At 42.1% G+C, this 23,842-nt stretch carries 25 protein-coding genes; 14 read left to right on the top strand and 11 right to left on the bottom strand.

Features of this window, described 5'->3' with window-relative positions; all coding sequences use genetic code 11:
* The first annotated feature begins 68 nt into the window (after positions 1 to 68).
* From gspF to HLH16_RS04445, 3 genes are all read left to right on the top strand, one after another.
* Positions 69 to 1,274 carry a type II secretion system inner membrane protein GspF gene (gspF, locus tag HLH16_RS04455; protein WP_171528410.1) on the top strand — a complete coding sequence of 402 codons (1,206 nt, stop codon included), beginning with the start codon at positions 69 to 71 and terminating at the stop codon, positions 1,272 to 1,274.
* A 39-nt stretch (positions 1,275 to 1,313) separates the two neighbouring features.
* On the top strand, positions 1,314 to 1,751 hold the full coding sequence (gspG, locus tag HLH16_RS04450; RefSeq protein ID WP_171528409.1) for a type II secretion system major pseudopilin GspG: 438 nt from the start codon (positions 1,314 to 1,316) through the stop codon (positions 1,749 to 1,751).
* A gap of 282 nt (positions 1,752 to 2,033) precedes the next feature.
* Positions 2,034 to 2,369, top strand: a complete 336-nt coding sequence (locus tag HLH16_RS04445; protein WP_171528408.1) for a hypothetical protein — start codon at positions 2,034 to 2,036, stop codon at positions 2,367 to 2,369.
* A gap of 153 nt (positions 2,370 to 2,522) precedes the next feature.
* Here the strand turns inward: HLH16_RS04445 and lnt are convergent, their stop codons facing one another.
* Together lnt and HLH16_RS04435 are read right to left on the bottom strand one after the other, a co-directional pair.
* Positions 2,523 to 4,082 (bottom strand): apolipoprotein N-acyltransferase, encoded by a 1,560-nt coding sequence (gene lnt, locus HLH16_RS04440; protein WP_171528407.1) that lies wholly within the window; start codon positions 4,080 to 4,082, stop codon positions 2,523 to 2,525.
* The gene (locus HLH16_RS04435) at positions 4,079 to 4,918 is read right to left on the bottom strand and encodes a CorC family transporter (RefSeq protein ID WP_131287747.1); all 840 of its coding nucleotides are present in this window, start codon (positions 4,916 to 4,918) and stop codon (positions 4,079 to 4,081) included. Before HLH16_RS04435 ends, lnt begins: the two co-directional genes overlap by 4 nt.
* Before the next feature lie 203 nt (positions 4,919 to 5,121).
* Here HLH16_RS04435 and tusA point away from each other — a divergent pair, with 203 nt between their 5' ends.
* A complete protein-coding gene (gene tusA, locus HLH16_RS04430) occupies positions 5,122 to 5,379 on the top strand; it encodes a sulfurtransferase TusA (RefSeq protein ID WP_004649978.1) in 258 nt (85 codons plus the stop codon).
* Positions 5,380 to 5,451: 72 nt separating this feature from the next.
* Here the strand turns inward: tusA and HLH16_RS04425 are convergent, their stop codons facing one another.
* Positions 5,452 to 7,164 (bottom strand): electron transfer flavoprotein-ubiquinone oxidoreductase, encoded by a 1,713-nt coding sequence (locus HLH16_RS04425; RefSeq protein WP_171528406.1) that lies wholly within the window; start codon positions 7,162 to 7,164, stop codon positions 5,452 to 5,454.
* Between the two features lie 188 nt (positions 7,165 to 7,352).
* Here HLH16_RS04425 and HLH16_RS04420 point away from each other — a divergent pair, with 188 nt between their 5' ends.
* The 5 genes from HLH16_RS04420 (at position 7,353) to HLH16_RS04400 (ending at position 11,788) form a co-directional block, all read left to right on the top strand.
* Positions 7,353 to 7,964, top strand: coding sequence for a DUF1285 domain-containing protein (locus tag HLH16_RS04420; RefSeq protein WP_171528405.1), 612 nt, complete (start codon positions 7,353 to 7,355; stop codon positions 7,962 to 7,964).
* Between the two features lie 47 nt (positions 7,965 to 8,011).
* Complete coding sequence (gene murI / locus HLH16_RS04415) at positions 8,012 to 8,884, top strand: glutamate racemase (protein ID WP_171528404.1); 873 nt, start codon at positions 8,012 to 8,014, stop codon at positions 8,882 to 8,884.
* A 130-nt stretch (positions 8,885 to 9,014) separates the two neighbouring features.
* Positions 9,015 to 10,043: a DUF4062 domain-containing protein gene (locus HLH16_RS04410; RefSeq protein WP_171528403.1), complete on the top strand. Its 1,029-nt coding sequence runs from the start codon at positions 9,015 to 9,017 to the stop codon at positions 10,041 to 10,043.
* A 65-nt stretch (positions 10,044 to 10,108) separates the two neighbouring features.
* Positions 10,109 to 11,122, top strand: coding sequence for a ferrochelatase (hemH, locus tag HLH16_RS04405; RefSeq protein ID WP_171528402.1), 1,014 nt, complete (start codon positions 10,109 to 10,111; stop codon positions 11,120 to 11,122).
* Positions 11,123 to 11,143: 21 nt separating this feature from the next.
* Positions 11,144 to 11,788: an MBL fold metallo-hydrolase gene (locus HLH16_RS04400; RefSeq protein ID WP_171528401.1), complete on the top strand. Its 645-nt coding sequence runs from the start codon at positions 11,144 to 11,146 to the stop codon at positions 11,786 to 11,788.
* A 69-nt stretch (positions 11,789 to 11,857) separates the two neighbouring features.
* Here the strand turns inward: HLH16_RS04400 and HLH16_RS04395 are convergent, their stop codons facing one another.
* Positions 11,858 to 12,043: a DNA gyrase inhibitor YacG gene (locus HLH16_RS04395; protein ID WP_086193021.1), complete on the bottom strand. Its 186-nt coding sequence runs from the start codon at positions 12,041 to 12,043 to the stop codon at positions 11,858 to 11,860.
* An 84-nt stretch (positions 12,044 to 12,127) separates the two neighbouring features.
* Between HLH16_RS04395 and HLH16_RS04390 the strand changes: the two genes are divergently transcribed.
* Both HLH16_RS04390 and HLH16_RS04385 read left to right on the top strand, forming a co-directional pair.
* Positions 12,128 to 12,802 (top strand): class I SAM-dependent methyltransferase, encoded by a 675-nt coding sequence (locus HLH16_RS04390; protein ID WP_171528449.1) that lies wholly within the window; start codon positions 12,128 to 12,130, stop codon positions 12,800 to 12,802.
* Positions 12,803 to 12,809: 7 nt separating this feature from the next.
* Positions 12,810 to 14,009, top strand: coding sequence for a TIGR03862 family flavoprotein (locus HLH16_RS04385; RefSeq protein ID WP_171528448.1), 1,200 nt, complete (start codon positions 12,810 to 12,812; stop codon positions 14,007 to 14,009).
* Positions 14,010 to 14,256: 247 nt separating this feature from the next.
* Here HLH16_RS04385 and HLH16_RS04380 read toward each other — a convergent pair whose 3' ends face one another.
* Entirely contained in the window at positions 14,257 to 14,871 is a 615-nt protein-coding gene (locus HLH16_RS04380) for a hypothetical protein (protein WP_171528400.1), read from the bottom strand.
* Between the two features lie 15 nt (positions 14,872 to 14,886).
* Positions 14,887 to 15,663: a class I SAM-dependent methyltransferase gene (locus HLH16_RS04375; protein WP_171528399.1), complete on the bottom strand. Its 777-nt coding sequence runs from the start codon at positions 15,661 to 15,663 to the stop codon at positions 14,887 to 14,889.
* Positions 15,664 to 15,786: 123 nt separating this feature from the next.
* Between HLH16_RS04375 and HLH16_RS04370 the strand changes: the two genes are divergently transcribed.
* The 3 genes from HLH16_RS04370 (at position 15,787) to HLH16_RS04360 (ending at position 18,495) form a co-directional block, all read left to right on the top strand.
* Positions 15,787 to 17,058, top strand: a complete 1,272-nt coding sequence (locus HLH16_RS04370; RefSeq protein WP_171528398.1) for a hypothetical protein — start codon at positions 15,787 to 15,789, stop codon at positions 17,056 to 17,058.
* Positions 17,059 to 17,240: 182 nt separating this feature from the next.
* Positions 17,241 to 17,423, top strand: coding sequence for a hypothetical protein (locus HLH16_RS04365; RefSeq protein ID WP_171528397.1), 183 nt, complete (start codon positions 17,241 to 17,243; stop codon positions 17,421 to 17,423).
* Positions 17,424 to 17,538: 115 nt separating this feature from the next.
* Positions 17,539 to 18,495, top strand: a complete 957-nt coding sequence (locus tag HLH16_RS04360) for a 2-hydroxyacid dehydrogenase (RefSeq protein ID WP_171528396.1) — start codon at positions 17,539 to 17,541, stop codon at positions 18,493 to 18,495.
* Between the two features lie 45 nt (positions 18,496 to 18,540).
* Here HLH16_RS04360 and HLH16_RS04355 read toward each other — a convergent pair whose 3' ends face one another.
* The 5 genes from HLH16_RS04355 to glyQ all read right to left on the bottom strand — a co-directional run bounded on the left by HLH16_RS04355 (position 18,541) and on the right by glyQ (position 23,701).
* On the bottom strand, positions 18,541 to 19,044 hold the full coding sequence (locus HLH16_RS04355) for a hypothetical protein (RefSeq protein WP_250850224.1): 504 nt from the start codon (positions 19,042 to 19,044) through the stop codon (positions 18,541 to 18,543).
* Positions 19,045 to 19,273: 229 nt separating this feature from the next.
* Positions 19,274 to 19,663, bottom strand: a complete 390-nt coding sequence (locus tag HLH16_RS04350) for a hypothetical protein (RefSeq protein WP_171528395.1) — start codon at positions 19,661 to 19,663, stop codon at positions 19,274 to 19,276.
* A 342-nt stretch (positions 19,664 to 20,005) separates the two neighbouring features.
* Positions 20,006 to 20,401, bottom strand: a complete 396-nt coding sequence (locus HLH16_RS04345) for a hypothetical protein (RefSeq protein ID WP_131287700.1) — start codon at positions 20,399 to 20,401, stop codon at positions 20,006 to 20,008.
* Positions 20,402 to 20,642: 241 nt separating this feature from the next.
* The gene (glyS, locus tag HLH16_RS04340; RefSeq protein ID WP_171528394.1) at positions 20,643 to 22,712 is read right to left on the bottom strand and encodes a glycine--tRNA ligase subunit beta; all 2,070 of its coding nucleotides are present in this window, start codon (positions 22,710 to 22,712) and stop codon (positions 20,643 to 20,645) included.
* Positions 22,712 to 23,701 carry a glycine--tRNA ligase subunit alpha gene (glyQ, locus tag HLH16_RS04335; RefSeq protein ID WP_171528393.1) on the bottom strand — a complete coding sequence of 330 codons (990 nt, stop codon included), beginning with the start codon at positions 23,699 to 23,701 and terminating at the stop codon, positions 22,712 to 22,714. The genes glyS and glyQ overlap by 1 nt, the downstream gene beginning before the upstream one ends.
* Positions 23,702 to 23,842: the final 141 nt, after the last annotated feature.

Raw genomic sequence — 23,842 nt, 5'->3', positions numbered from 1 at the left:
AATATGAATGATTTTGGTGGTCAGACGCAACAGCGCTGAAGCAAATTTTAGAAAATTAGAGCATCACAATGCCTGCATATCAATTTACTGCCATTGATGCTTCAGGGAAGCAGCAAAAAGGCGTGTTAGAGGGGGATTCAGCACGTCAAATTCGTCAACAGTTAAGAGACAAAGAACTCATTCCTGTGACTGTTGATCCTGTTGAGCAAAAAGATAAGCATAACTCAGAACGCTGGTTTCAGAAAAAAATCACCGCTTATGATTTGGCATTGTTTACCCGCCAACTTTCAGTTTTGGTTGCAGCAGGGATTCCTTTAGAAGAAGCGCTACGTGCTGTGGGCAAGCAAAGTGAAAAAGCCCACGTACAAAATTTGTTGATGTCAGTGCGCTCAAAAGTTATGGAAGGGCATTCACTGGCCCATGCCTTGCAGCAAGCCGGACGTTTACCTGATTTATATATCGCTACCATTGCCGCCGGTGAACGCTCGGGACATCTTGATTTAATTCTAGACCAGTTATCAGATTACACCGAAAACCGTTTTGCCATGCAAAAGAAAGTGCAGGGTGCGATGATTTATCCCATTATTTTGATGCTGATGTCGTTTGCGATTGTGATGGGATTAATGACCTATGTGGTTCCCGACATTGTAAAAACTTTTGATCAAAATAAAGATGCATTGCCCTGGATTACTGTGGCATTGATGAAAACCAGTGATTTTATTCGTGTGGCATGGCCGTTTTTGTTCGTCGCGAGTGTGGTCGGTTTTTCGGCTTTAGTTCGTTTTTTAAGAACCGCTGCAGGACATTATGCATTTGACCGTTTAACGCTCAAATTGCCATTATTTGGTAAATTATCGCGTGGTATAAATGCAGCACGCTTCGCCAGTACCTTATCGATTTTGACCCAGTCTGGCGTACCTTTGGTAGATGCACTTAAAATTGGTGCTGCGGTGAGCAACAACTGGGTGATTCGTGATTCTGTTAATCTGGCAGCCGAGAAAGTCACCGAAGGTGGCAACCTGGCAACGCAACTGGAGCGCAGTGGTTATTTCCCACCGATGATGGTACAAATGATCAAAAGTGGTGAAGCATCGGGTGAGCTGGATCGTATGCTGGAGCGTGCGTCAACCATGCAGGATCGGGAAGTCACCACCCTAATTTCAACTCTGCTTGCCCTGCTTGAACCGCTAATGTTGGTATTGATGGCCAGTATTGTTTTGGTGATTGTGATTGCGGTGATGCTGCCGATTGTAAATATGAATAATATGATTTAACCCGTTTTTATAAAGATAATGATTTTGCGAGAGAGTGAGATGCAAGGGAAACGATATCAAGTCAAGCAATCTGGTTTTACCCTGATTGAAGTGATGGTGGTGATTGTGATTTTAGGGGTATTGGCAGCACTGATTGTTCCTAATGTGATGGGGCGTGGTGAAAAGGCCAAAGTAGATACCACCGTAATCAAGTTGCAGAGCATTGCAGGTTCACTGGACCAATATAAGCTGGACAATAGCAAATATCCAAGTATGCAGGACGGCGGTCTGGATGCACTGGTAAATCAGCCAGCGACTGCAAAGAACTGGGTGCCGGGTGGTTATGTGAAAGGTGGCTATCCGAAAGACAGTTGGGAAAATGATATTCAATATGTGATCCCCGGTGCCGAAGGTCGTCCATTCGATTTATATTCTTTTGGCGGCGATGGTAAAGAAGGCGGCGAAGGTACAGATGCCGATATTTATTATCAGCCTTAATTAAAAACCCTTAACTATTTTAAGGGTATAAAACAGATCACTTCACTGAGTGGTGTGCTGCAATACTAAGTGAAGTGATAATACCTCTTAATTATAAAATATATGTTAAATAATTGGATTTATTGAAATTAGATAATAATCTCTGTTTGAGACTTATAATAAGAATGATTAGCATATGTGATGGTTACAATAATCGTAAGATATGAAGAAATATAGTCTTTTTATTTAATTAAAACTGAGCATAATATCCTTGATGGCACTTTTTTAGCCAAGGAGGGTGGAGTGAAAGCATTAATCATATCGGATGAAATTAACCAATTTCATGGAGTAATGCTCAAGTCTGTTCTTTTAATTTTAAGCTTGCTTCCAATGAGTCAGGGCATTTTAACCTTATGGAATGCGACGGAAGGAAGTAGCCAGATTATGGTGGGCTTTTTTGCAATCAGTTTATTCAGTGCATTATTTGTATTGTGCTTTTGGTCTGCATTAAAAGCGACTGTATTAAGATTAAAACAAGAACAGATTTCAAGTTTAGAACAAAGTGTAGTGAAAGTTTATCGTTATATCCCGATGCTGTTTTTAACCGCAATGATGTCTTATTTAGTGACCCAGTTTTAAAATCAATTGAATAAAAAAACGAGGCATTGACCTCGGTTTTTTATTGCCTTTTTATTCCTTCTCCCTCTGGGAGAAGGTTAGGATGAGGGTGATTAATCATAAACAATTTACCTCTCCCTAGCCCTCTCCTAGAAGGAGAGGGAACACTTAAAGCTAACGCCGTGATTTAAACGACACATCGACCTTACGTGGACGATAAATCCAGCCTAGAATCAACAATAACAATGAGAAACCCAGAATTGGCCAATCACTCAGGCGCATATATAATGTTTCACCCTGCATCGCTGGAACTTCACCACGAAGGATGGCTGTTTGATCTGTCGGTGCCTGTTTCACAATATGTCCGTTATGATCGATAAATGCTGTCACTCCGGTATTGGTGGCACGAATAAACCAGCGCCCATTTTCTTTGGCACGCATTTGCACCATTTGTAAATGTTGCCAAGGCCCTGCAGTTCCGGTAAACCATGCATCATTGGATACGGTAACCAGGTAATCGCTTTGACTGGCATTACGACGGGTCAGGTTTGGATAAGCCACTTCATAACAAATAGCCGCACCCAGGGCATGATTTTTCACATTCAATGGTTTTTGGTCATCTGCACCACGAGAGAAACCACTCATCGAGGGGTCATTCTGCAATGCAGGCAATACCCAGCTCAGCCAGCCAGATAAAGGAATATATTCACCAAACGGGACTAAACGTTGCTTTTTATATAAGCCTTCAGTGTCATCACCCGTAGCCATGATACTGTTGTAGTACATCGGGTGCTGTTCTATTTTTGATTCTTTCAAATCCCAATAGGGAAGACCAGTGACCCATGCCGTTCCTGATTTTTCTGCCTGAACTTTCATGGCATCCAAAAAGGGTTCGATATCGGTCTGGAACATGGGAATGGAAGATTCTGGCCACACGATCAGGTCACGTCCCCATTCTGTACGACTTAAATTGGCATAGATCATCAAGGTTTTCACTTGATACTCTGTCAGCCATTTAAGGTCTTGTGGAATATTGCCTTGAATCAGCGAAACAGAAAGCGGTTTCTCATCTTTTGGTTCTACAAAGTTGAGATATGAAGCTCCCCAAGCACCGAGCAATAAGATCGCGGAAGGGATAATCCAGAACACACGTTTATTCAAGATTTCAACGAGCGCACAGGCCAGTATAATCACCACAAACGATACACCGAAGATCCCAAATAATGGTGCATAGCCATCTAAGAAGCGTTCAGTGAAGGCATAGCCGACAAATAACCACGGGAAACCAGTGAATACCCAGGTTTTTGCCCACTCAAAGAACACCCAAAGTGGCGCAAAAGTCAGTGGCGTTTCCGGGAAGAATCGACGATAGATCCAGGTTTGCAGGGCTGTAAATAGACCCATCACCAAGGCCATAAAGGCAATCATCAGTACGCTTAAAAAGGCACTGGTATCACCATAGACATGGATTGAGGTATACAGCCAAAAGGCTCCGACAAACCATAAGCCAAAGCCATAAGCCCAGCCAATACCAAAGGCTTGGCGTGCCGAACGTTTACGCAGTGAAGCATAGAGCAAGGCCGGGGACAGTAGTGCAAGCCACCAGTAATAATAAGGTGCCAGCGCAAAACTGAACATGGCACCTGAAAATAACGAAATTAAAAAGGGGTAAATAAAGGGGAGCTGATTTTTTTGTTGAGATGGATTTAACAGCTTATTAAAGTATGTTCTCATTTACGGACAGCTCGAATCAGATGAATAGTGCGTGCATCTGCTTCTACAATGGTGAATTCCCAATTTTCAAGCTCAATCACTTGACCTTGTAAATCGCTCACTAAACCAATTTCTTGAAGCAATAAACCGCCGACAGTTTCTACTTCATCATCGGAAAAATCAGCATCTAAAACATTATTAAAGTGTTCAATTGGTGTAAGTGCTTGAACGAGCCAGGTATTCGCCGTTTGAGGATCATTATCCGGAATAATGTATTGGGCCTCTTCATCGACCTTATCGTGTTCGTCTTCAATTTCACCGACAATTTCTTCCAGAATGTCTTCTAAAGTTACCAGTCCAGAGGTTGTGCCATATTCATCAATGACCACAGCGATATGGGTTTGCGTATTTTTTAACATACGCAGCACTTGGTCAGATCGGGCACTTTCCGGAACAAAGATCGGCTGACGCATAAGCGCACGAATATCGACCTTATTGTTCGGTTCTGTCAAAAATGGCAGTAAATCCTTGGCCAATAAAATGCCGACCACATTGTCTGGTTGATCGGATGAAAATACCGGGAAGCGTGAATGTGCAGACTCTACAAGGGTATGTAAGATGTCTAACAGCTGATCATCTTCTTGTAGGCTAATCATCGATGTTCGCGGGGTCATGACCTCACGGACTTTTGTTGCAGGAAGGTCAAGTACGCCTTCAAGCATTGCAACAGTATCGGGTTCTAAAAAACGACGTGAATCTTGTACTAATTTTAGCAGTTCGTCGCGAGTTTCGGGTGCTGTGCTTAACCATTTACGTAAGCCGCGCATGCCCCACGACGGGCCTGATTCCTCGTGCATGATCTTTCCTAAAGACTCTTAATATCTAAAAAAAACAAATTTTATCATACTCGAGAAAATATAGATGTCTATCTATAAAATCGCTGTAATCCATGAATGCATGAGTCATCATTTTCTATCATTTGGATCCGTGCTTTGAAAGCAAAAGACAGCATTTAAGTTTATGTTAAAATGGCGATAATTTTTTAATACCGAGTTTAAGAATGTCTGAACCGCTTGTTACTCCCACTATTCAGCTGAATACACGAGGACTACGTTGTCCTGAACCTGTAATGATGTTGCATCAAGCGATTCGTAAATCAAAATCAGGTGATGTGGTTGAAGTGTTTGCCACAGATAATTCGACTTCATGGGATATTCCGAAATTCTGTATGCATTTAGGTCATGAATTATTATTACAAGAAGAAGTGCTGGATGAAGCGGGCAATAAAGAATTTCATTATTTAGTCAAGAAAGGCTAATTCAGAATATTTTAGTCTTCATTTTAAGATGACAATAAAAAATCCCCTCGAAAGGGGATTTTTTATTAAAAATTACATATTAGGGTAATTTGGACCACCGCCACCCTCAGGTGTTACCCAAGTGATGTTCTGAGACGGATCCTTGATGTCACAGGTCTTGCAGTGTACACAGTTGGCTGCATTGATCTGGAAGCGTTTCGAGCCGTCATTTTCTTCCATGATTTCGTACACACCGGCAGGGCAATAACGTTGCGCAGGTTCATCCCATTTTGGCAAGTTCACATTTACTGGAATCGAAGCGTCAGTCAGTTTTAAATGCGCCGGCTGGTTTTCTTCATGCACGGTGTTCGATACAAAGACTGAAGACAGACGGTCAAAAGTCAGCTTGCCATCCGGTTTTGGATAGTTGGGCTTGAAGGTTTCAGCAGCCTGAGTTTTCAGTGCGGTATAGTCAAGGACAAGATCATGCAAAGTGAAAGGCACTTTAAACACGTTCTGGTCAATAAAGTTAAATGCACCACCGATCCACTGACCGAATTTGTGCATTGCCGGACCGAAGTTACGCGAGTTATACAGCTCTTCTTTCAACCAGCTGTTGTTGAACTTGTCGGTATACGCTGTCAATTCTTTAACAAAGAAATCTTCACCTTCAACTACACGCGCAACCGCCAGGTCACCGCCTTTTTCTACACCTGCAGCAATCGCTTCAAACACCGCTTCACCGCAGAGCATGCCAGATTTCATCGCGGTGTGTGAGCCCTTGATTTTGGCAAAGTTCAGGAAGCCTGCATCATCACCAATTAAAGAGCCACCTGGGAAGGTGAACTTCGGTAGTGAGTTAAAACCGCCTTTGGTTACGGCACGCGCGCCATAAGAAATACGTTTGCCGCCTTCAAGATACTGCTTGATTAAAGGATGGGTTTTCCAGCGCTGCATTTCCATAAATGGATACATGTGCGGGTTGGTGTAGGAAAGGTCCACGATCATGCCCAAAGTCACTTGGTTGTTTTCAGCGTGGTAGAGCCACCAACCGCCTGAAGAACCGGTCTCATTTAAAGGCCAACCCGCACCATGCATCACCAAACCGGGTTTGTGTTTTGCCGGATCGATTTCCCAAAGTTCTTTAATCCCGATACCGTAGTGCTGTGGATCGGCATCTTTGTCCAAGTTATATTTTGCAATCAGACGTTTACCCAAGTGACCACGGCAACCTTCTGCAAAAATGGTGTATTTGGCATGCAGTTCATAACCCGGAGTAAAGTTATGGGTTGGTTCGCCATCTTTACCAATGCCCATGTCACCAGTTTGAATGCCTTTAACCGTGCCATCTGCATGGTAAAGAATTTCTGATGCTGCAAAGCCTGGAAAGATCGACACTTCCAGTTCTTCCGCTTTCGTACCTAACCAGCGCACCACATTGCCGAGCGAGATGACATAGTTGCCATCATTGTGCATGGTTTTCGGCACCATCCAGTGTGGCGCTTCTTGTGATTTTTCATCAGACAATAAGAAATAGGTTTTGTCTTCTGTCACTGGAACATTTAAAGGCGCACCTTCTTCCTTCCAGTTCGGGAACAGTTCATTTATGGCACGCGGTTCAAGCACCGCACCGGATAAAATATGTGCACCAACTTCGGAGCCCTTTTCCACCACACAAACGGACAGATCGTTCAGGTTGTTTTCAATTGCAAGTTGACGAATTTTAATCGCCGCAGAAAGACCCGCAGGGCCTGCGCCTACGATAACGACGTCAAACTCCATCGATTCACGTTCGATGTGTTCCATGTAGGACTCCTCATATGATTTGAAGGTGGCAACCGTAATGATTTCACTCGGTGCTGCCATGAGTGTTCTTAATGCCCAGACACAATTTTATTATCGTGTCTTTTATATTGTGGGCTAGTATAGTTTTAAACCTTGATCTAGCCAATTGGCTGAATCATATTATTTTTCCGTCAGCAGGGGTATTCCGTATGGTTAATCAAAATAATTCACCAAATCAGACGAAAAATGTCGCTATTCCTGATGATAAAAATTTAATGGGTATTACACAATACTTAAAAGATGCACAGACCGGTCACAAAAGGTCAATCCCCCCATTGGACCAATTTAACCCAAAGCATTGTGGCGCAATGGATTTAAAGGTAAAAACCAATGGAGAATGGTGGCACGAAGGTCAATTGATCAAACGACAAGCCTTGATTGACCTGTTCTCGACCGTACTCTGGAAAGAAGACGGTAAGTTCTACTTAAAGACTCCCGTAGAACAAATTGAAATAGAAGTTGAAGATGAACCTTTATTCGTCAATCAGGTGGATCAGGTCAAAATTGAGGGTAAAACCTATATTCAATTCACCACCACCACGCAGGATGTAGTGATTGTGGATCAGGAACATTCAGTTTTTATGCGTGAATATTCAGGTGAACTACGTCCTTATGTGCATGTTCGTTTTGGCATCAATGCCTTAATTCAACGTTCTGCTTTTTTTCATTTAATTGAAATGGGACAGCTCCTTGAAAACGCTCAAGGTGATACCATCTTAAGCTTACAAAGTGGCGATTTTTACTTGCAATTGGGCACCTGAGGTTTAAGCTTTGTTCTCCCGTCTTTTGAACTGCTGAAAGTGAAGTTATGACAGCCATTCATCCTATCGATCCTTTAATAAATCCAATGCCCAAGGCGCAAGCTGATGCACCTATTGGGATTTTTGACTCTGGAATAGGTGGTTTGTCTATCGCGCAGGAAATTGCGAATTATTTACCCAAAGAACGCATCCTTTATTATGCAGACACTGCCAATGTGCCTTATGGACCGCGGGAAGATCAAAATATTCGTGAACTGACCGCCGATGCAATTGAATGGCTATATCGTCAAGGCTGTAAAGTGGCAGTGGTGGCATGCAATACCGCTTCTGCTTTTAGCCTGGATTATTTGCGTGATTATTATGGTGAAGATTTTCCGATTATCGGTTTAGTGCCTGCATTAAAACCTGCTGTATTACAAACCAAATCAAAAACAGTCGCGGTTCTTGCAACGCCAGCAACTTTTCGGGGCAAACTGATTCAAGATGTGATGCAACGTTTTGCCCTGCCTGCCAATGTGAATGTCATTCCTGTGACCTGTCTGGATTTAGTGCCCTTTGTGGAAAGTGGTTCACAAATGAGTGCGGAATGCTTAGCGACTTTAAAAGAAATATTACAACCTGTGGTGGATCAAGGCGCAGATTATTTAGTCTTGGGATGTACTCATTATCCCTTCCTGAAACCTGCGATTGAATCGATTTTTGGTCAGAAACTGACATTAATTGACTCTGGTGTACCTGTTGCGCGACAAACAGCCCGAATTTTGATTAAAAATGAGTTATTATTTGAGCAAGATCAAAAAGACGGCTTACGAATTGAATGTCATGTCAGTGGCAATAACGCAGAAAATTTAAAAACTGTGTTGCAGTACCTGATTCAAGATAATTTAACTTGGGATATTCGCAACATTAGTGTTGAATAAGCAAAGAAACGCAGCTAGTCTTTTGAAATATAGAAAAAAATAAATTTTAGATTGGGGTGGTCGATTACAGCACAACTGATCAGCATGGCTACAGTTGGGGATGTAATATGCAATTGGAAGAGGATAACCAATGCTCGATAAGCGTTATCAGGTTTTTATTTCTACGTCTGGCAGTGAAATGCAACCAGAACGTATTGTTTTAGCTCAAACTCTCGTGGGAATGGGGTTCTTTTCCTGGGGATTGGAACAACGGACACCCCTGAGTACGGCATTTGCACGTCGTCAAATTGACGACTGCGACTATGTGGTGATTCTTTTGGGCAGTCAATATGGCGAGCAATCTGTGTCAGGTGTCGGGTATATGCACCTCGAATATATTTATGCGGTCACCAAGCAGAAGCCGATTATTGTCTTTATGCATGAAGATCCGGCATCCCGGGACTCGGCTTTACAGGATAAAAAGCCGGAACTTCGCGAAAAATTCCTAGAATTCCGTAAATTATTACAACAAGAAGCGGATCAGATTTTTACTTACCGTAGCCTTCGTGATTTGGAAATGGCGGTGCGCTTTAATATGCCGCAAATGCTTGAACGCCATCCTGTTTCAGGTTGGGTTCGACCGCAGAACACGCAGTCCTTGCATGATGAAATTGATCAACTCAAAGCTAAAATTGAGCAACTTGAAACTGAAGTGGGCAAGCGAGAAGTCGATCCTTTCCTGTCTTTACCCAAAGTTTCAATGCATGAATTATTTTCTTTTGAATATCGAATGCATGCCTATCAAGATGGCAATTTCAAAGAGCTGAAAATTCAAAAGAAACTGACTTGGGCACAGTTACTGAATATTTTAGGCAGCATGTTTGTCAATCCGACGCCGGAAGAATATTTTTCTAAATGTATGAATGACTATTTAAATGACACTGGGCTGGAAGATGCACGTGTGGAAATGCCGCGTGCCCATGCAGTGGCACGTGCACAAATTAATATTCGTGCCTTGCACAGTATTAAAATGCAAATGCGTCAAAATGACTGGATTGTACAATCTGGACGTGACGACCGTCAGCGTATGTTGTGGCAAATCACGCCCAAAGGGCAAAAGCTTTTAGAAAGTAATTTGCTGGATAATCATCGTGTTTTTCAATTTAAGTCTAACTATTAATCTATATAGAGAAAGTGCAGAAAACTGTTAAAGTAGACCAGTTCATATATATTGGAAAGGGTTTGATGTTTTCTGCACCTAAAGCGAAAGTCACCATTATTTTAGCCAATTTGGGTACGCCAGACGAACCCACTGTTCCTGCAGTACGTCGCTTTTTGAAGCAGTTTTTATCTGATCAGCGGGTCATTGAAATTCCAAAACCCGTTTGGCAAATCATTTTAAGACTGTTTATTTTACCGTTTCGTCCCAAGCGTGTGGCTCATGCTTATGCAATGGTCTGGGGGCAAGATTCACCGATGCGTGAAATTGTCTTAGAACAAGTTAAAGCGGTTCAACAGCAATTAATTGAGCACTATCCGCAATTTGAATTAAATATTGTCCCTGCCATGAGTTATGGCAATCCGGGTATTCAAGAATTGCTGCAAAAATTAAGCTTAAATCCACAAGATCACATTATTTTACTTCCCCTGTTTCCTCAATATTCGGCAACCTCTACCGCTCCACTGTATGATGCGGTTGCCAAGTGGATACTGACCCAGCGAAATTTACCCGGCTTGTCGATTATTCGTGATTATTATCAGCACCCTTTATATATTCAGGCTTTGGCGCAAAGTGTACGGGATTATCAGGCTGAACATGGTGGTGCAGAAAAACTGTTGATGTCATTCCATGGTATTCCACAGCCGTATGCGGATAAGGGTGATCCGTATGCAGACCGTTGTCGTATTACCGGGCAACTTGTGGCGCAGGCTTTGGGTTTACAGGACGATCAGTGGGCAGCCAGTTTCCAATCCCGTTTTGGTAAGCAAGAGTGGATTAAACCTTATACGGATACGCTGTTGACCAAATGGGCAGAGCAAGGGGTGAAATCAGTACAAGTGCTAAGTCCGGCATTTTCTGCGGATTGTCTCGAGACTTTAGAGGAACTGGCTTTGCAAAATGCTGAAACCTTTAAGTCAGGGGGAGGGGAGCAATATGCTTATATTCCTGCATTAAATAGCCGTGCAGATCATATCGCATTGCTCACAACTTTGCTTCAAGCTAATCTTGATGCATTAACGCAGACATTCGCTCACTAATTTCACCGAGGTTTCGCCATTATGTTGCAAGTTAAAATTGTTCCGGTTACGGCATTTCAGCAAAATTGTTCAATTGTTTGGGATTCAGAAAGTAAAGAAGCAGTTTTGATTGATGCGGGTGGTGAGCCTGAAAAATTAGCAGCTGAAGTTGAAGCACTCGGTTTGACCGTGAAAGCTTTATGGTTGACTCATGGTCATTTGGATCATGCGGGGGCAGTGGGAGCATTAACCAAAGTGTGGAATGTTCCTGTGATTGGTCCGCATAAAGAAGATGCATTTTGGCTAGATATGATTCAAGAGACTTCAGCGCGTTATGGCTTTCCTATTCCAGAAAAAGTGGACGTTACCCAATGGCTTGAAGGCGGACAAGTGTTAAAGCTGGGCGATGAAGAATTTGAAGTACGTTTTGCCCCAGGTCATACCCCGGGTCACGTGATGTTCTATAACAAAAATTATGCTCTATTATGGACTGGCGATGTGCTGTTTAAAGGTTCGATTGGCCGTACCGACTTTCCACGTGGAAATCATCAACAACTACTCGATTCAATTCAGCGTGAATGTTTCAGTCTGCCGGATGAAACTCAATTTATTTCAGGTCATGGTCCAATCAGTACCATTGGTTTTGAAAAACAGCATAATCCCTTTGTTGCAGGTAAAGCCGGTTAATACTTGGAATTTTGTGGTAATAAAGTCTGCAGATGCAGACTTTATTATATGTGCAATTTTTGGAAATAATTAAAACTCATCTTCTTCACGACTGCCATCCGCTTGCGGTGCATCTTGAGTAGGCAGTTTATATTCATCATTTGCCCAAGCGCCCAGATCAATCATTTTACAGCGTTCTGAACAAAAAGGACGGAACTCGTTGCCTTCCCAAGTCGAAGGTTTGCCACAACGTGGGCAAGGAAAAGTGCGAGGCATCTTATTCTCCGGATAAAAATGATGATTCGATTAGTCAAACTCAGCCGCTCTTGCTAGACTTGAGCGGATTTTTGTTAGTTTGATCTGATTATGCCAATTCGTCAATTTCAAGCACAGCGTATGCATGCGCCTCGTGATTTTCAAATGATTAGCCCAGAGCCAATTTGTGTGGAAATTGGTGCAGGTAAAGGTAAACATGCCTTGCTTTTTTCGAGTCAGCATCCCGAACATAAATTGATTGCCATTGAACGCACCCGTGAAAAATATGTGGCGATGCAAAAACAGCATGCTTTAGAAGGGCAAGCCAATTTACAAGCGATTCATGCCGATGCCATGCCATGGATTGTCCATGCCTTGAATCCTGGGCAAGTTCAGCAATTTTTTATTCTGTATCCAAATCCTGAACCGCATAACCCAGCGCAGCGTTGGTTGAATATGCCATTTTTTGAATTTTTACTGTCACGTTTACAGGTCGGTGGCACAGTGACTTTGGCCAGTAATATTCCTGAATATATAGAAGAAGCACAACAGCAGTTGATTGAGACTTGGAAATTACCGTTTGTTAAAGAAGTAATTCCAGCTACATCAGCACGCACTCATTTTGAAATTAAATATTTAGAGCGCGGTGAATTGTGTCAGCAACTCATCATCACCAAGCCAGAAGGCTACACCACCCGTTTTGATGATTTTATGCCGCTGCAAGGTCAAAATGCAGTTATCGAAACTGCATCAAAAACTGATCCAAAAGATGCTGAATAAGTTGGCTATGAAAAAACGTGTTGCAATTATTGGCGCAGGTCCTGCGGGATTGATGGCGGCAGAAGTTTTAACTCAGTACGATTACGACGTGCATGTCTATGAACAGAAACCATCGGCAGCACGTAAATTTTTAATGGCCGGAAAAACCGGCTTAAATATTTCCCATGCCGAGCCTGTAGCTCAATTTATAGAGCGCTATGATCAAGCGGAATGGCTGCAGCCCTGGGTAAAACAGTGGGATGCCGAATGGATTCAGCAATGGATGAAGGGCTTAGGGGTTGAATCCTATATCGGTTCTTCGGGACGAGTATTTCCCGTTGAAATGAAAGCTGCGCCACTGCTTCGCGCCTGGTTAAAACGATTGGTCGAACAAGGTGTAATTTTTCATTATCGACATCAATGTCTGGGTTTAGAAGGTTCCATACTTAAAGTTAAAAATTTGCTGAACCAACAGATTACTGAACAGCAGTTTGATGCCATTGTGATGGCCTGTGGTGCGGTATCCTGGTCACGACTCGGCAGTGACGGGGCATGGCAACAATGGTTATCTCAGGATGAAATTGAAACCTTTCAAGCCAGTAATGCCGGCGTGGAACGCGCATGGTCCAAGTTTATGCAACCAGTGTTTGGTCAGCCTTTAAAGCGTGTTGAAGCATGGGTAGAAGGTGAAGAAGCCAAAACCATGGGCGATATTGTGATTAGCCATTATGGTTTAGAGAGTGGTCTGATCTATAAACAGGGTCGCGTGCTACGTCAGCAGCTTAAAAATGGTCAGGCCATGCAACTCTATTTGGATTTAATTCCAGATCAGACGGTTGAGCAACTCGCGCAAAAATTACAACCCAGTAAAAAGCAGTCTTTAAGTAATGTCTGGCGCAAAGCCGGTTTAGATCCTGCCAAAGCCAATCTGGTGCGTGAATTGGTGGCTAAAGATGTGTGGAATGATCCACGAGCTTTGGCACAGCAGATTAAACATTTGCCTATCCCTTTACAGGGCTTCCGTCCAATAGAAGAAGCCATTAGCTGTGCCGGTGGCATCAAACGAGACGTGTTGTCTGAACAGCTGCAATTAAAGTCAAATCCGCATGTGTTCTGTTGCGGGGAGATGCTGGACTGGGATGCACCGACAGGCGGTTATTTATTAACTGCATGTTTTGCCACAGGTCGTGCTGCCGGTGAGGGTGTACATGACTATCTTGCTTGCTGAAAATATATAGCAGGGATTATTTTGGACTGCAGTTTAAAGCATGCTAATTTTCACACTCGGTCATCATAAAAATGCATACATAAATTAGAAGCCACACCATCTACAGGAAGTCGTTTGTGTGGCGGTTCGTGCTATGAAATTCAGGGTGAAATGATTGATAACATTGCTTCCAAGGCCGAATGAGAGACCATAAGCCATTACAACAAAGATCAAGGGATCAAATAATCCCTTTTTTATGCACCTGATTTTAGTCGCTAGATTGAGTTGTCTCGGATTTAGCTGCTTCAGTTTTTTTTGTGTCAGCTTTGTCCATTTCCGGATATTGTGACTGCCAATGTTCAAGCTGGTCTTGGGCATGTAAAAAACTACCTAAACCTTTAACCCGGTCGCCTGAATTTTTCATTTCCTCTGCTTTGTTATCTTTATGCTGATCATACAGTTTAGCTTGAGTTTGCCAGTATTCTGCAATTAAGCCTTGAATATAGCGGCCTTGCTGGGTTTTTAAATCCAGTTCTTTCAACATATTCAGTGCTGACTGAATATTGTCACGTTTACGATTATGCGCAAATTCATCGGTTAAGGATCCCTCCTCATGCATTTTGGTCAGCTCATCTTCCATGTCATCACTCATTTGGGTGAAGCGTGTATCGAAGTCGGTGAGTAAGGCAATATCATGTTGATCATCTGGCGTTTTCTCAAACGCCTTGACTGGTTCGGTAATCAACTCCTGCATGACTTTATCTTCAGGTTGAATTTTATCGTTTTGAGTGGCTGAATTTTTGCTGTTATCACAGGCCGTCAAGAATACGCTTGAACATAATAAAACAGGCAAACCCAGTTGTTTAAGTTGAAGTTTTTTCATGATGATTCCTTATTTCTAATCAATTTTTTTAAAATCATAGGCATAGGTTATATAAGGGAAGGTAATTTCATCTTGTGGATATTTACCAGTGTAGCTGAAGATAATCTGTTCAAATAAAGCTTTTAGTTGCTGTTGTTCTGGGGCTGGCATTGCGGCAATAAAACTGGTGGAAAGCAGACGTTTAGACACCACATTTTCTACTGTACCGACATGCTGCTGCTGAAAAGTCTGGACATTTTCTAACTGAAATAATGATTGCTGCTCAAATACATTTTTCCACTTTCCACTATGATAACGCGGTGTGTTACCCTCGAAAGGTTCGATCAGATCGGCCAGTGCCTTGACCCAGTCAACGTTTATATCCCGTTGATTCCAGATCAGTGCCAAATGTCCTGAGGGTTTCAAGACTTGATGAATTTGCTGTAAAGTCTCAAGATTGGCAAACCAGTGGAAGGATTGTGCGCAGATCACGGCATCAACACTATGTGCAGCCACAGGTAACTGTTCACTGGAGGCTTGTAGGGTTTGAATCTCGGGAAATGCATGTTGCAACTGTGCCAGCATTTCCTGAACCGGTTCAATCGCGATAATATGCGAAGTAATCTGTTGTAAGTAGGGTAAGAATTTGCCCGTGCCAGAACCCAGATCAATGACCTGTGAATTTGCGCCCAGTTGCAGCTGATGTTGCAGCCAACTCACGATCTCTGCAGGATAACCCGGACGCACCTGCTGATAAAGTTCTGCAGCAGAACTGAAGCCTTTTTGAGCGGCAGGATGAAGTGATTGTGTCATATTTTGCGCTTTCTAATATTCTTGGCATCTATAAAATAACATAGTCGCTTTTCGTAAATAGGCAAGGTGTCTATTTGTTTTATTGACTGTAAAAAACAAGGGCCGATTTGCTTCGGTGTGGAAATGGAAAAACACATTATTTTTGAAGACGAACAAATTCGTGCAATATTCCTAAAAGGTTCATCGGATGAGCTGATTTTCTCATTTGGCGATTTAATTACCCGTGCCAAAGGGTTGTCAATTAATGCCGAAAAATCTTTGCATAAACATGATTTTAATGTGATTGGGATTATGCCCAAGCAGAAGTCGTGGTTTCCTGAAAGCTCAATGAGACAGATGTTTGCCGAGATTCAGGAATTGATTGCGCCGTTTAAAACCCGCCTTGGCTATGGTGGCTCAATGGGCGGTTATGCTGCAATCAAATATTCTAATTTGCTCGATTTAAAACGCGTAGTTGCATTGGTGCCGCAGTATTCAATTAATCCTGAAGATGTGGAAGACCCGCGCTATAACATGTTTTTCCATGCGGAATTAAATGCCAATATGCAGGTGCAGCCTAAAGATGTTTCCGCCGAGCGTGAATACATTGTGGTTTATGATCCGTACTGCGTTGAAGATCGGGCGCAATATTTAAAACTTGAACAGGTTTTGCCTCAAATTCAGACCTTGAAATTGCCTTTTACCGGACATGATGCGATTGCTGTTTTGGCCAGTTCAGAATTACTGCATGACTTTTTATTGCATGAGTTTGATGAACCCTATTTCTATAAAAAAATCCGTCAGGTCAAAAAGAACAGCAAGTTCTATTATCGCAAAGTCATTGAAAACTTATTGCCGCGACACCGCGATGCTCTGGGCTCGATTTTAATCAACAATGATTTACAGCTGGATAACCAGTTTTTTGATTCCAAGTTAAAACAGAATCTGTTGCGAGAATTGCTCAGCAACAAGCAAGTCAGTCAGCAAGACTTACTGAAACTGGGTATTCAGGTCAATCTGCCGCAAGAAAACAGTAGCCTGTTGATGGACTGTTTTGGTCATGGCTTGGTGTTTAATGTGATTAGCCAAAAAATTGAAAGTTATGCTGCTGGTGCAATTGCCTTAAATCATAAATTTCTGATTCCTATTTTTGCCAAAGGCAGTGGGTTGGTACAAATCAATTTAAATGACCAACGCTATGTTGTGGCAATGAATGATCGGCAGGTCATGAAGCTGTTTAAAGAGCAGGAGCCTTTAACTGTGGGAATGCATCCGATTGTGATCAAAAAATATAGCGATTTTTATTTGCTCAGTTATAAGCATTTAAATTTAAGCAATAATGAATTTGGCGGTCATGATTTTATTGAAGATAGTCCTGAGACTGCTCAATTCATGACCCAGCCTGAGCTTCTTTAAGCCCAACTGAGAATATTGTTACTGATTAATAGAAATTGGACTTTGGTTTGATTTTTGACCACTTGCTTTATATTTTAATCGGTCTAAGATGGAAAATATAAGGCAAGTTAAATATTTGCTTAATATTGAAAAATAAATAAACACGTAAACTGATCAGGTGCTTAAGGATGAAAGTTAATTTTATGCCGGCTGTGCTTTTAACCCTAATTTCTATAACCCTACCTTCTTACGCATTTGCCGAGAGTGTAGATCCGACCTATATGATTATGGGTGGGGGATTGCTACTGGTGTTTGCCCTGGCAATCTATGTCTTTTTTGAAATTCGTAAATCGATTCAGTTACATATCAACAAGCCCACTAAATAGTGGGTTTTTTCATATCTGCTACCTGAATTTAATTGAAAAAGCGCGCAAATTTGGCTTTTAATATAAGGGTCAATCATTTTTCAGATCTCCATCTGAACCAGTCAAGGAGCGCCTGATGAAAGCCGTATTTTTAGATTATGAATCGCTCGATCAAAATGATTTGGACTTTAGTGCGCTCGAAGCGGCTTTTGATGAATTAACCCTTTTCCCAAGCACTAGCCCAGCCCAGGTTTTAGAACGTGTACAACATGCGGATGTCATCATCAGTAATAAAGTGCTGGTTGATGCAGCAACGATTCAACACTGTCCAAATTTGAAACTGATTTTAATTTCCGCAACGGGAACCAACAATATTGACCTGATTCAAGCACGTGCACAGGGCATTGTGGTGTGTAATTGTCAGGGTTATGGCACTGCTGCTGTAGCACAGCATACTTTAAGCCTGATGTTGGCTTTAGCGACCTCGTTACTCAAATATGACAGCGCAGTAAAGCAAGGGCAATGGAATAAAGCCTCACAATTCTGTCTGCTGGATTTTCCCATTATTGAACTGGAAGGCAAAACTTTAGGGATTATTGGTTACGGTGAATTGGGACAAGCAGTCACTAAACTGGCGCAAGCGTTTGGCATGAACGTACTGGTGGGGGCTTTAGCAAATCGTCCATCATCGGATAGCAGTCGGGTTCCTTTTGAGGATTTATTGCCGCAAGTGGATTTTTTGAGCCTGCATTGTCCTTTAACCGAACCTACCCGCGACTTGCTTGATGCGCAAGCTTTTGAGGCGATGAAGCCGACGGCATTTTTAATTAACTGTGCCCGTGGTGGCATTGTCAATGAACAAGCACTTGCAGATGCTTTACGTCAAGGCAAAATTGCAGGGGCTGCAACCGATGTTCTTACGGTTGAACCACCGAATGAGGGCAATGTGCTGTTGGCAGATGATATTCCAAATTTAATCATTACTCCACATAGCGCGTGGGGCAGTGTCGATGCACGACAACGCATCGTGCAACAGATGCTAGACAATGTTGAAGCATTTAAAGCCGGACAGCCGATTCGACAGGTGAATTAACTCACTCTCACTTTAGCCATATGCTAAAAGGGAAAGGCATATTGATTATAAGTTTACAGTCCCATTATTTTGTACCGGCTGTATTTGAGTAGATGGTGATTGTTGAACGGGTGCAGACTCAACCCCTGTGGATGACTGACTCAAAGGGTGTGAAATAATAGGTGCAGGCTGGTCATTGGGACTACCAATCAGGCTATCTTTGGTTTCATTTAGTTTTTTATTCACTTTTACTGCAGCGTTTTGAGTTTTTTCAATCGCAATCACTGATTTCTCACTGGCAAACTCTTTGGTTTCTTCCCATGCATTTTGCACTTTAGGTTTTACTTTCGCGATCCCTTTTTGCGCTGCGTGATCAACTTTTTCAGCGGTGTTTTGCACCGTGGCTTGAGCCTTGTGGGTAATCACTTTAAAAATATTGGGATTGTCACCATAAGGTGCCGCCTGACTCTGTGTTTGAGTCACAGTTTCGGTTGCTGTTGTAGTTTGAGCAAAAAGCGGAGTTGAAGCCAAAATTGCGCCCGTAATTAATGCAGTTTTCATCTTTTTCATTGTGCGTTTTATTCCTGTTTTTGCCTGTAATTTCAGTTGTACATTGTTATTTTTATTGTAATGGTAAATTTTTTAAGTAAGTGGAAATGTGGCGAAATTAATACAGCGTTACAACATCTGTATACATTTGCTGTGTGTTTTAGAAAGATGAGAAATAAAAAAATCCCTCATCATTTATAGGTGAAAGATGAGGGATTGATTAAATGAATCGGGTAATGTATTCGGTCACTTAGTTACATTGAGCTAAAGCGTCTTTATGAAAGTTGTGGCGTAAGGCAAGGAAATTGTGTTGTACGTCTGGAGCATGCAGGTCGAAGTTTGTTGCTGTGCTTGAGCCGTCTTGAGTGAATGTTGTAGAACCACCTGAAATAAGGGTTAAGCCCTTAAATGACCAGTGCTCTATCGATTTTCCTGCTTCTAGGTTGCCGGTAAATTCAATCACGCATTTATCAATAAATTTAGTCAATTTGGCTTTGTTATCGACCGTGTCTGGATAGACCCTCAGGTTTTGAACTTCTTGTAATACACCGGTTTCAAGTTGCGGGATTTTAGGAGCAGAAGTACACGCAGTAAGAGATAAGCACGTGAAGCCAGAGAGAATAAGTGTTTTAAATTTCATATGATTCTTTCTTGTTGAGTGTTGTTAGCTTGAGTATAAGAAATATAAAGTGAAATACCTATAGCTTTTACGATAAGAGTTGAATCCAGAAGAAATAGGTGAGTTATAGTGGTTTTTAATAATTTATCAAACTAATATTTCGATCAAAGCATATGGAATAATAACAATTAAATAGCAATATAAAAGGAGGGATGTTTTTCTTTCAAAATATAGTTTTTTATCATTATTAAAAGTTATTGGAATTAAGCACCAAACCACTATATTCAAAGTGGTTTGGCTTTTGATCATAAAAAATAAGTCTTAGATTGCTGAGAAAAAAGATTCATTACTGATTATCAAGTTTTATTGTAAACGGACAATACCTTCTACACGGTCATTATTATCATAAGTGATTTCAAATGCTGTTTTTTTACCACCAAAAGTTGCTTCAGCAGGTGTTCCAATAACTTCCCAAAGGCCTAAGGTTGCAACATCAGCTAAGCCATGAAATAAGGTGCGGCTGACGCGGTTTGCAGTACTATAACCTTGATTAAAAGAATATACGTCGATTCGTTTGCTTTCTTTTGCTTCACTAGAAATAGGTGCACCAATTTCAGCTAAAATCGCACTACGTGGCATACCAGCAGCAAATACAGAAAGGTCTTTTTTAGGTGGTTGCTTTGCTGCCATTACTGCAGAGCAACCTGTTTGTCCTAATGCTAAAATAGAAACTGTTGCGGCTAAAATTAATTTTTTCATGTCCCTAATACCCCTCAAGAAAATAATATTAAAGAATGAATTGTATATTAAATTTCAATAAATTAAATGATAAAAATTAGTAATTTATAGTTATTTAATTTTTTGAGTATAAGATTATAATCTATTACTTTGATTGTGGGTCTTGACTATTTTACAAACATTTAGAGTTTGGTGATGAATTATAGAAATAAGAATGAATAAAAAAACCCGCTTTAAAGCGGGTTTTTTAATAGCTTGAAACTTAGTGCTGCAACACCGAAATATCCGCAACTTTAGTAAACAAGTCACGAAGTTGCGCCAGCATACGTAAACGGTTTGCTTTTAAGTCAGCATCATCAGCCATGACCATTACACCGTCAAAGAATGCATCGACTGGCGCACGCAGTGCAGCAAGTGCAGACAACGCAGCAGTGTAATCTTTCGCAGCAAATAACGGCTCAACCACGGGCGTGATTTTCGCAAGTTCAGCGAATAATGCTTTCTCAGCATCTTCAACCAAGTTCGCTTCAACCACAGCACCTTCAGGCGCAGTTTCTTTCGCAAGAATGTTGGCAACACGTTTGTTTGCAGCAGCAAGTGCAGCAGCTTCAGGCAATGCGCGGAAGTGATTGACCGCATTTACACGCTTGTCAAAATCAAGAGGTGATTTTGGAGACAATGCTTGAACCGCTTGAATCACATCAACCGCAACGCCTTGGTCTTCGTATTTCGCACGGTAACGACCTTCCAGGAATGCAACTGCATCTGCCAAAGTCTTGTCATGATCTTTCAATACATCGCCATACGCTGCTAAAGCAAGTTTGATCAGGTCTTCAATCGACACATCAAGCTCGTTTTCAGTCACAAGACGAAGAATACCAATTGCAGAACGACGTAGTGCAAACGGGTCTTTAGAACCTGTAGGCGCTTGACCAATACCGAAAATACCCGTCAATGTATCTAAACGATCCGCAAGGGCAATGGTTGTACCTGTTTTGGTTTTCGGTAAAACGTCACCTGCGAATTTAGGTAAGTATTGCTCACCTAGAGATTCAGTAACTTCAGCATTTTCACCTTCAAGACGTGCATAGTAAGTACCCGCGATCCCTTGAAGTTCAGGGAATTCACCCACAAGTTCAGAGGTTAAGTCACATTTTGCAAGAAGGGCAGCTTTTTCAGCGTCGGAAGCGTTAGCACCTGTAATTGGCGCAAGCGCAACAGCCAATTTCGCAATACGCTCAGACTTGTTCCAAAGCGTACCCAATTCTGCTTGGAAGACCATGTTTGCAAGTTTCTCTTTACGAGATGCAAGTGGTTGCTTTTGATCTTGTAAGAAGAAGAATTCAGCATCTGACAAACGTGGACGAACAACTTTCTCATTACCTTCAATAATTTGTGTCGGGTCTTTTGACTCAATGTTTGACACAGTAATGAAGTACGGTTGAAGTTTATTATCGCTATTCACCAAACAGAAGTACTTTTGGTTGTCCTGCATGGTTGTGATCAAGGCTTCTTGAGGAACGGCAAGGAAGCGTTCTTCAAAGCTGGCACGAAGCGCAACAGGCCATTCAACCAGTGCAGTCACTTCGTCACGTAAATCGCTTGGCACAATCGCAATCGCATTCACTTCATCAGCAAGTGCTTTGACTTGTTGGTCGATGATTGCTTGACGCTCTTCAAAAGAAGCCACAACGTGAGCATTACGAAGTGCATCTAGGTATGCATCTGCATTTGCAAGTGTGATCGCTTCAGGCGCGTGGAAACGGTGACCATAAGTCACGTTACCTGCTTTGTGATCTTGAATTGTTGCATCAACCACATCATTGTCTTTTAACAATACAACCCATTTTACCGGACGTACGAATTCAGTACGGCTTGCAGCAGAACGCATGCGTTTTGCGATTGGAAGGTTGTCTAAAGCTGCTTGTAAAATTTGCGGTAAAAGCGCATCAAGGCTTTGACCTTTCACGTCTTTTAAGTAGCAAACTTTTTCAACTTTACCTGCTTGGAACGTTGAGATTTGATCCACTGTGATGCCTTGACCACGCATAAAACCTTCAAGGGCTTTAGTCGGGTTACCTTCAGCATCAAAGGCTGCTTGTTTAGCAGGGCCGTCAAAACGTTTTTGTGTATCTGCTTGCGCGCCTTCAACATTGACAATTTTAAGTGCCAGACGACGTGGCGCTGCATATGCTTCGATAGCGTCGAATGCAAGACCAGCATCGTTTAAGCCTTTAACTGTTTCAGCTTGAAGCGCATCACGTAATTTTTTCAGGCTTTTTGGTGGAAGTTCTTCACAGCCAAGTTCAAATAAAACAGTATGTTTAGACATTATTTGTTCTCCGCTGATTTTTCTGCTTGAGCCGCTTCTGCTTCAACTTGTGCTTTTAACTGTGCTAAAACTTCATCACGTAACTCAGGTTCGGCCATTGGGAAGCCAAGCTTCGCACGTGCTGCCACATAACTGGTGGCAATCGAACGCGCCAAAGTGCGGACACGTAAAATATAACGCTGACGTTCAGTCACCGAAATCGCGCCACGCGCATCGAGCAAGTTAAAGCTATGTGAAGCTTTAATCACTTGTTCGTATGCAGGAAGTGGAAGTTCAGCTTCGATTAAACGAGTCGCTTCAGCCTCATAAAAGTCGAACAATTCAAACATTTTTTCAACGTTGGCATATTCGAAGTTATAGGTCGATTGTTCAACTTCGTTTTGATGGAACACATCGCCATAAGTCACAGTACCAAACTGGCCTTTGGTCCAAACAAGATCGTAAACTGAGTCTACACCTTGCAAGTACATCGCAAGACGCTCAAGACCGTAAGTGATTTCACCTGTCACCGGGTAGCATTCAACACCACCAACTTGCTGGAAGTAAGTGAACTGTGTCACTTCCATGCCATTTAGCCAGACTTCCCAACCTAAGCCCCAAGCGCCCAATGTTGGAGATTCCCAGTTGTCTTCTACGAAACGAATGTCGTGTACCAGAGGGTCGATCCCAATCGCTTTAAGCGAGTCGAGGTAAAGCTGCTGGATATTGTCCGGGTTTGGCTTCAGCACCACCTGGAACTGGTAGTAATGTTGCAAACGGTTTGGGTTTTCACCATAACGGCCATCTTTCGGACGGCGTGAAGGCTGAACGTAGGCAGCATTCCAGGTTTCAGGCCCTAAAGCACGAAGGAAGGTTGCAGTGTGGAATGTGCCTGCGCCCATTTCCATATCGTAAGGTTGTAAAATGACACAACCTTGTTCAGCCCAGTAAGTTTGTAAGGCAAGAATTAAGCCTTGGAAGGTATCAATATGCGATATGGCGCGACTCATGGTCATCCACTTAAAATTAGAGAAAAATTGTGTTCAATTATAAGGATTTTCCGGAGGAGTGGCAAAGGGTTAATGCGCCGAGACTTTTTTGAAAAAAATCAAAATGCCCTTGAAAGATAACAGTTATCTATTTGCATCCTG

It is taken from the genome of Acinetobacter sp. ANC 5378, from assembly GCF_013004315.1.
Classification (GTDB): Bacteria; Pseudomonadota; Gammaproteobacteria; order Pseudomonadales; family Moraxellaceae; genus Acinetobacter.
The sequence above is the reverse complement of the archived record's forward strand: the minus strand, read 5'-3'. Positions and strand labels throughout refer to the sequence as shown.